We start from the raw sequence: 9288 nt of genomic DNA, 5'->3' as shown, positions 1-9288 counted from the left end.
AACGTCGTCGGCGTCGACATCACCGTCACACCACCGGCCAACGCCAACGAACACTCACCCGACCGCAACGCCTGCGCCGCCAGATGCAAAGCCACCAACGACGACGAACACGCCGTATCGACGGACACCGCAGGCCCCTCGAAACCCAGCGCATACGCCACACGACCGGACGCGATACTCGGCGCGCTGCCGTTACCCCGAAATGCCTCGAACTCCTCCCCCGGCAGCAACTCCCGGTAGTCGTTGTACATCACGCCCGCGAACACACCCGTCCGGCTGCCCCGCAGCGACGTCGGGTCGATACCGGCCCGTTCGATCGCCTCCCACACCGACTCCAGCAGCAACCGCTGCTGCGCGTCCGTCGCCAACGCCTCACGCGGACTCATCCCGAAGAAGTCCGCGTCGAAGTCCCCGGCGTTGTGCAGGAAGCCCCCTTGGCGGGTGGAGGAGGTGCCACGGTGCTCGGGGTCGGGGTGGTAGAGCCGCTCCAGATCCCAGCCACGGTCGGCCGGGAACTCTCCCACCGCGTCCACACCCTCCGACACCAGCCGCCACAGATCCTCCGGCGACGACACACCACCCGGGAACCGGCACGCCATCCCGACGACCACCACCGGGTCATCGGCGAGGGTCGTCGTGGATGGTGCCGTCTGTGTCGTCGTTCCCGTGGCGGTGTCCGGGAACAGGTCCGACATCAGGTGCTCGGCCAGCGCCCTGGGTGTGGGGTGGTCGAAGATGAGGGTGGCGGGCAGCCGCAGGCCCGTCGCCGTTCCAAGGGCGTTGCGCAGTTCGACGGCGGTCAGTGAGTCGAAGCCCAGGTCCCTGAAGGCCCGGCTGGGCTCGACGCGTTGGGCGTCCTGGTGGCCGAGGACGGCGGCCACCTGCTCACGGACCAGGTCGAGCAGCGCGGCCCTGCGGTCGCCGGGGTCCAGCGGCGCCAGGCGTTCCACAAGGCCGACCGTGCGGGAGGCCGCGGGGGCGAGCGACATACGGCGTGCCGTGGGGCGCGCCAGCCCGCTGAGGAGTGCGGGGACGTCGTCCCGGGCGCGCAGCGCGGCGAGGTCGATGCGGATGGGCAGTACGGTGGCGTGGCCGGTGGCCAGGGCGGCGTCGAGGAGGGCCAGGCCTTCCTCGGGGGTGAGGAAGGGGAAGCCGGAGCGGGCGAGTCGTGCCCGGTCGACGTCGGTGAGGTCGCCGGTCATGGCGCTGTCCGGGATGTCCCAGGGCCCCCAGGCGAGGGAGAGCGCGGACAGGCCGAGCGCGCGGCGGTGCTCGGCGAGGGCGTCGAGGAAGGCGTTGGCGGCGGCGTAGTTGGCCTGGCCCGCCCCGCCGAGGGTGCCGGCGGCGGAGGAGAACAGGACGAACGTCTCGACGTCGGAGGCGAGTTCGTGAAGGTGCCAGGCCGCCTCGGCCTTCGGGCGCAGGACGGACTCGACGCGCTCGGGTGTGAGGGCGCCGACGACACCGTCGGCCACGGTGCCGGCGGCGTGGACGACGGCCGTCAGGTGCTCGCCGTCCAGCAGCCGGGCGAGGGCGTCGCGGTCGCCGGTGTCGCAGGCGACGACGCGGACTCGGGCGCCGAGTTCGGTCAGGTCGGCGGTGAGCCGGTCGGCGCCGGGGGCGTCGGGGCCCCGGCGGGAGACGAGCAGGAGGTCGCGGGCGTCGTGCCGGGTCACGAGGTGGTGGGCGACGACGGCGCCGAGGCCGCCTGTTCCGCCGGTGACGAGGACGGTGCCGGAGACGTCCCAGGCGGGCGGCTCCTGAGCGGTGCGCGGGGCTCGGACGAGCCGGGCGGCGCGCAGGCCCTCCGCGTCGGCGCGCACTTCGGGTTCGGGCGTGGTCAGGGCGCGGCGCAGCAGCTCGCCGTCGAGGGGGCCGTCGAGGTGGAGGACGGTGATGCGGCCGGGGTTCTCAGTCTGTGCGGTGCGCAGCAGGCCGCGGGCGGCGGCGGCCGGGAGGTCGCCGGTGGCGGGTGTGGCCACGACGAGGCGGGAGTCGGCGAAGCGCGGGTCCGCCAGCCATGACCGGACCAGGCTCAGGGCGTGTGCGGTGGTGGCGCGCACGGCTGTGGGGGTCGGGTCGCCGTCGGGTGCGGAGGCGATGCGGGTGAGGATGACGGGGGGTATGGCGTCGAGTGCGGCGAGGTCGGGGGCGACGTCGACCGTGACGGCCGTGGCACGCAGGGCGTCGGCCAAGTCGTCGATACCGGGGCCGATGACGGTGACGGAGAGGTCCTTCGCCGTGCTCTCGCCCAGGAGTTGCCAGTCGACGGTGAACAGGGCGTCGGGTGCGGTGCTCGAAGTCGCGGGTGCGGGGCGGGTGACCAGCGCGTCCACCGTCAGGACCGGGTTGCCCGCGGGGTCGGTGGCTGTCAGGGTGACCGTGTCGTCGGCCAGGCGGGAGATGCGCGTACGCAGGGTGGTGGCGCCGGTGGCGTGCAGGCGTACGCCCTCCCAGGAGAACGGCAGGCCGCCCTCGCTGAGGGTGCCGAGGTCGCCGTAGGTGGCGGCGTGCTGGGCTGCGTCGGCCAGGGCCGGGTGGAGCAGGAAGGCGGTGGCGTCGGGGTGGGCCTGGCTCGGCAGCGCGGCCTCGGTGAACAGGTCGGTGCCGCGTCGCCAGGCGGCGCGCAGGCCGCGGAAGACGGGCCCGAAGGCGAAGCCGAGCCGGGCCAGGTCGTCGTAGCAGTCGGCGAGGTCGATCGGGTCGGTGCCGGGCGGTGGCCACGCGGTGTCGAGTGGCGCGGCTGCGGGGCTGTCCGTGGCGGTGTCGAGGCGTCCGGTGGCGTGGACGGTCCAGGGGGTCCCGGGATCGGCGGTGTCGCGGCGGGAGTGGACGCTGACGGGACGGCGTCCGTCGGGGGCGGGTGGGTCGACGCGCACCTGGAGGTGGACGGCCTCGCGTTCGGCGATCTCGAGGGGCGCCGTGAGGGTGAGATCGTGGACGCGGTCGCAGCCGACCTCGTCGCCGGCCCGCAGGGCGAGGTCCAGGAAGACGGTGCCGGGCAGCAGGACGCGGCCATGGACGACGTGGTCGGCGAGCCACGGCTGGCGGGCGGGGGTCAGCCGTCCGGTGAGGACGACGCCCTCGCCGTCGGCCAGGTCGACGGTTGCGGCGAGCAGGGGGTGGCCGGACGTGCCGAGGCCGAGTCCGGCGGCGTCGCGGGCGCGGCCGGTGGCGGTGGGCCAGTAGGGCCGGCGTTCGAAGACGGTGGTGGGCAGATCGACGCGGTGGGCGCCGGTGTCCCGGTAGAGGGCGGCCCAGTCGACGGTTCCGGCGGCGCTGGCGGTGTGCAGCCGGGCCAGCCCGCTGATCAGGGACGGTTCCTCGGGGCGGCCGGAGCGCAGGACCGGTACGGCGACGGTCTCGGGGTCGGCGAGGGTGTCGTCGACGAGCGGGCTGAGCACGCCGTCGGGTCCCAGTTCGAGGTGGGCGCGCACGCCCTGGGCGGCGAGGGTGCGTACGGCGTCGGCGAACCGCACGGTGGCGACGGCGTGCCGCGTCCAGTGCCCGGGGTCGCGCAGCTCGTGGGCGGTGGCGGTGCGGCCGGTGACCGTCGAGACCACCGGCAGCCGCGGCTCGTGGAAGGTGAGCCCGGCGACCACGGCACTGAAGTCGTCGAGGACGGGCGTCATCAGCGGTGAGTGGAAGGCGTGCGAGACGGCGAGCCGGTGGGTGCGGTGCCCGGCGTCGCGGAGCCGTTCGGCGGCGGCTAGTACGGCGTCCTCGGCACCGGACAGGACCACGGAAGCCGGGCCGTTGACGGCGGCGAGGGCGACGTCGTCGTCAAGCTGCGGGCGCACCGCGTCCTCGGACGTGGCCACGGCGACCATGGCGCCGCCCTCGGGCAGCGCCTGCATGAGACGTCCGCGGGCGGCGACGAGGGCACAGGCGTCCTCGGCGGAGAGGACACCCGCGACATGGGCGGCGGTGATCTCGCCGATGGAGTGCCCGGCGACGAAGCCCGGGCGTACGCCGAGCGATTCGGCCAGCCGGTACAGTGCGGCCTCGACGGCGAAGAGGGCGGGCTGGGCGTGTTCGGTGCGGTTCAGTGCGGCCTCGTCGTCGCCCCACATGACATCGCGCAGGGCGGGGTCGAGGTGGCCGAGCAACTCGTCGAGCACCTCGGCGAACACGGGGAAACGGTCATACAACTCGCGTCCCATGCCGAGGCGTTGGCTGCCCTGTCCCGTGAACAGGACTGCGAGTCCGCCCTCGCCGGCCGTGCCGCGGGCCAGTTCACTCGTACCGTCCTCGTGCGGCAGCAGCACGGCGCGGTGTTCCAGGTGGCCGCGTCCCGTGGCGAGGGAGTGGCCGACGTCCACCGCGGGCAGGCCGGACGCGGCGGCCGTGACCCGGTCCAGCTGGGCGTCGAGGGCGGTGGCGGTGCGGGCGGACACCGGCCAGGGCGTCAGGGCCGGGGTGAAGCCGGCATCGGGTTCCTCGGCGGGCGGGGCCTGTTCGAGGATGACGTGGGCGTTGGTGCCGCTGATGCCGAAGGAGGAGACACCGGCGCGACGTGGTGTCCCCGTCTGCGGCCAGGGCGTGTTGGCGGTCAGGAGCGCGACGGAGCCGGTGGTCCAGTCGACGTTCGGTGTCGGCTGCTCGGCGTGCAGGCTGCGCGGGAGCAGGCCGGCCCGCAGTGCCATGACGGTCTTGATGACGCCGGCGACTCCGGCGGCGCCCTGGGTGTGGCCGATGTTGGACTTGACCGAGCCCAGCAGCAGGGGCCGTGCGCGGCTTTGGCCGTAGGCGGCGAGGAGGGCCTGCGCCTCGATGGGGTCGCCCAGTGTCGTGCCCGTGCCGTGTGCCTCCACGGCGTCGATCTGGTCGGGGGTGAGGCCGGCGTTGTCGAGGGCGGCGCGGATGACGCGTTGCTGGGCGGGCCCGTTGGGGGCGCTGATGCCGTTGGAGGCGCCGTCCTGGTTGAGGGCGGTGCCGCGGATCACGGCGAGGACGGGGTGGCCGTGCCGCTGGGCGTCGCTGAGGCGCTCCAGTACGAGGACGCCGGCGCCCTCGCTCCAGCCGACGCCGTCGGCGGCGGCCGAGAAGGGCTTGCAGCGGCCGTCGGCGGCGAGGCCTCCTTGCGCGGTGAACGACACGAAGGTGCCCGGCGTGCACATGACGGTGGCGCCGCAGGCGAGGGCGAGGGTGGACTCGCCGGTGCGCAGCGACTGCACCGCCCAGTGCAGGGCGACGAGGGAGGAGGAGCAGCCGGTGTCGACGGTGACGGCGGGCCCCTCCAGGCCGAGGACGTAGGAGATGCGCCCGGAGATCACGCCGGCGGCGTGGCCGGTGGTGGCGTAGACGTCCATGTTCTCGCGGGCTTCGGCGACGACCTTGCCGTAGTCCTGGATGGTGGTGCCCGCGAAGACTCCGGTGCGGCTGCCGCGCAGCGCGGTGGGGGCGATGCCGGCGCGTTCGAGGGCCTCCCAGGCGGTCTCGAGGAGCAGCCGCTGCTGGGGGTCCATGGCGAGGGCCTCACGGGGCGCGATGCCGAAGAACGCCGGGTCGAACTCGGTCATCGCGTCGAGGAAGCCGCCCTCGTGGGCGAGGCTGCGGCCGGGCCCGTCGCCGGTGAGACGGGCCAGGTCCCAGCCGCGGTCGGCGGGGAACGGGCCGATGGCGTCCCGGCCGTCGACGACCAGCTGCCACAGGTCCTCGGGGGAGGTGACGCCGCCGGGGTAGCGGCAGCCCATGCCGACGACCGCGATCGGTTCCACGGACGCCGAGATCAGCTGCTGGTTGTGCCGCCGCAGCCGCTCGTTCTCCTTCAAGGAGGTCCGCAGCGCCTCGACGTAGGGGTTGGGTGTGTTCAATGCGGGCTCTCTCAGGTCGGGCGGGGCGTCAGTCCGAGGTGGTCTCGGCCGCGAGCCGCAGCAGGCTCTCGCCGTCCAGGGCGTCCAGGTCGCTGTCGTCCGTGGGGGCGCTGGTGATGTCGGGGTCGCCGTCGGCGAGTTGCAGGATCAGGTCCAGCAGCCCGGCCTTGCGCAGCCGGGCGGGCGGGATGGCGGCGAGGGCGGCGCGGACCTCGGCGTCCGGGTCGCCGTCGGTGGCGGCGGGCGCGTCGGGGAAGAGTGCGGTGCGCAGGTGGGCGGCGAGCGCCGAGGCGTTGGGATGGTCGAAGACGAGGGAGGCGGGCAGGGCGAGGCCGGTGGCGGCCTTGAGCCGGTTGCGCAGGTCCACGGCACTGACGGAGTCGAAGCCGAGGTCGCGCAGGGCGCGTTCGGCGGGTACGGCGTCGGCGCCGGAGTGGCCGAGGGTGGCGGCGGCCTCGGTGCGGACGAGGTCGAGCAGCAGGCGGGTGCGTTCGACGTCGGGCAGGTCGGCGAGCCGGTCGCGCAGGCTCGGGCCGCTGTCCGGTTCGGGGTCCTCGGCGGCTCGCGGTTCGACGGACCTCGCCAGTTCGGACAGCAGCGGGCTGGGCCGGGCCGCGGTGAAGGCGGGCAGGAACGCCGTCCAGTCCGTGGCGGTGACGGTCATGCCGGTCACGTTCTCGTCGAGGGCGCGTTGCAGGGCGGTGAGCGCGGTGTCGGGGTCTATGGGGTGGACGCCGCGGCGCGCGAGCTCGGCGGCGAGGCCGGGCTCGGTGGCCATGCCGGTCTCGCCCCAGGCGCCCCAGGCCACGGAGGTGGCGGGCAGGCCGGCGGCGCGGCGGTGCCGGGCGAGCGCGTCGAGGTAGGCGTTGGCGGCGGCGTAGGCGGGCTGGCCGCCGCTGCCCCAGGAGGCGGCGCCGGAGGAGAACATCACGAACGCGTCGAGGTCGCGGTCCGCGGTGAGTTCATGCAGGTGGCGGGCGCCGAGCAGCTTGGCGCTCAGCAGCGTCTGGAGGGTGTCCGGGGTGAGGGCGGTGGTCTCGCTGTCACCGTCGGAGACGCCGGCGGCGTGGATGACAGTCGTCAGCGGCTGGTCGGCGGGCAGGGCGGCGAGGTGCGCGGCGAGCGCGTCTCGGTCGGCGGTGTCGCAGGCTGCGACGGTGACGCGGGCGCCCAGTTCGGTGAGCTGTTTGGCGAGGGTGTCGGCGCCTGGGGCGTCGGGGCCGCGGCGGCTGAGGAGCAGCACGTGGGCGGCGCCCCGGGAGACGGCCCAGTGGGCGAGGCGGCTGCCGAGGGCGCCGGTGCCGCCGGTGACGAGGGCGGTACCGCCGGTGCGCCACGGCTGCGCCGGGGTCGGCTCCCCGGCGGGGACGAGACGGCGGGCGTGGGCACCGGAGGGGCGCAGGGCCAGCTGGTCCTCGGTGGCGTCGGCGGTCAGCAGCGCGGCGAGCAGCCCGGCGGTGCGGGTGTCGACGGTGCCCGGGAGGTCGGCCAGACCGCCCCACAGCGCGGGCTGTTCGAGGGCGGCGACCCGGCCGAGTCCCCACAGGGTGCCCTGGACCGGATGGCGGACGGGGTCGCCGGGCACGGCGGCGACGGCCTCGCGGGTCAGGCACCACAGCCGGGCCCCGTCGGGCCGCTCGGCGAGGGCCTGGAGCAGGGCGACGGTCGCGGCGAGTCCGGCGGGCACGGCCGGGTGGCGGGCGTCGGCCGGTTCCTCGGCGAGGCCCAACAGGGAGACCACGACGGAAGGTTGCGCGGGCAGCGCCGCGGCGAGGGTGGCGCGGTCGGCGGTGGCGGGGTCGACGTCGAGGCGGGTGGTGCCGGGGCCGAGGGCGGTGACGACGGCCGCCGCCCAGGGATCGTCGGCGTGCGTGGCCGGGGCGACGACGAGACGGTCGGCCGGCGCCGCCGCGGCGGTCGTGGGCAGCGGCCGCCAGGCGTCGTGGAAGCTCCAGGACGCGGCGAGCGTCCGGTGCCGGGAGCGGTGCCGCCAGTGGGCGAGGGCGGGCAGGACGGCGGCCAGCGCGGGCTCGCCGGCTCCGGTCTCGGCCGCGAGCCGGGCGGTGTCGGCGTCGTCCACGAGGTCCCAGAAGGCGGCGTCCTCCCCGGCGTTGGCGGCCGTCGGGTCGGTGCCAGGGCTGGGCCAGTACCGGCGGCGCTGGAAGGGGTAGGTGGGCAGTTCGACCGGGGGCGTGCTGCGGGCTGCGGAGGGGAAGCAGGGCCGCCAGTCGACGGGCAGGCCCGCCGCCCAGCCGGCGGCCGCCGACAGCAGGAAGGTGCGGGCGTCACCGGCGTCCCTGCGCACGGAACCGAGGACGACGGCTCCCTCGGCGCCCGCCGCCTCGCAGGTCTCACCGATCGCCCCGGCCAGCACCGGGTGCGGGCTGCTCTCGACGAACACTCGGTGCCCGGCCTCCAGCAGGGCGCGGGTGGCCGCTTCCATACGGACGGTCCGGCGGAGGTTGCGGTACCAGTAGCCGGCGTCCAGTTCGGTCGTGTCGAGGCGGCCGCCGGTGACCGTGGAGTAGAACGGGACGTGGGCCGGGCGCGGGGTCAACGTGCCCAGGACGTTCAGGAGTTGTTCCTTGACGGCCTCGGTCTGCGACCCGTGTCCGGCGATGTCGGACTTGACGTCCTTGGTTCGCAGCCTCATGCCCGCGCAGAGCTCGCGCAGCTCGTCGAGGGCGCTGTTCTCGCCGGAGACGACGACCGTGGAGGGGCCGTTGAGGACGGCCACGCCGAGCCGGCCGGGCCATGCCCGAAGCAGCGGCTCGACCCGGTCGACCGGCGCGTACACCGTCATCAGCCGGCCCAGTCCGCCGAGTTCGAGCATCGTCCGGCCGCGCAGCGCCACCAGCCGGGCCGCCTCCTGAAGGGTGAACGCGCCCGCCACATGGGCGGCGGCGATCTCGCCCTGGGAGTGACCGACCACTGCGCCGGGCTCGACACCCAGGGAGCGCCACAGGGCGGCCAGCGCGACCATCGTGGAGAACAGCGCGGGCTGCACGACGTCGGCCCTGTGCAGCACGTCCGGGTCGTCGCCCACGCCGCGCAGCAGGTCGACCGGCGAGAAGTCGACGTAGGGGGCGAGGGCGTCGGCGCAGTCGTCGACGGTGGCGCGGAACACCCGTGAGACGTCGTATAGTTCGCGGCCCATGCCCCACCACTGGGAGCCCTGCCCAGGGAAGACGAAGACCGGTCCGGCGGCGGTGTCGGCGGCCGTTCCGCGTACGACGGCGGGGGCGGCGGTGCCGGTGGCCAGGGCGTCCAGCGAGTCGAGGAGCCGGCCTCGGTCGTGGCCGAGGACGACCGCGCGGTGCGGGTGGGCGGCCCGGGTGGTGGCGAGCGCCCAGCCCGCCGCGGCTGGGTCCGTCCGCGGCCGGGAGCGCAGGAACGCGCTGATGCGGGCGGCCTGTTCGGCCAGTGCGGGGGCGGTCCGGGCGGACAGCTGCAGGGGCGCGTCCGGGGGGGG

General features: G+C 75.3%; 2 protein-coding genes. Both read right to left on the bottom strand.

Going from position 1 to position 9288, the window contains the following annotated elements:
• Nucleotides 1–5816 (bottom strand): type I polyketide synthase (locus tag LJ221_RS13045; RefSeq protein ID WP_241716543.1); only part of this gene is annotated, 5816 nt, incomplete at its 3' end.
• A gap of 28 nt (nt 5817–5844) precedes the next feature.
• Nucleotides 5845–9288 (bottom strand): type I polyketide synthase (locus tag LJ221_RS13035; protein ID WP_302851998.1); only part of this gene is annotated, 3444 nt, incomplete at its 5' end.

The sequence above is a fragment of the Streptomyces sp. CNQ085 genome, assembly GCF_022614595.1.
Taxonomy (GTDB): domain Bacteria; phylum Actinomycetota; class Actinomycetes; order Streptomycetales; family Streptomycetaceae; genus Streptomyces.
Note: the sequence above shows the minus strand (reverse complement) of the source record. Positions and strands in the feature narration are given on the sequence as shown.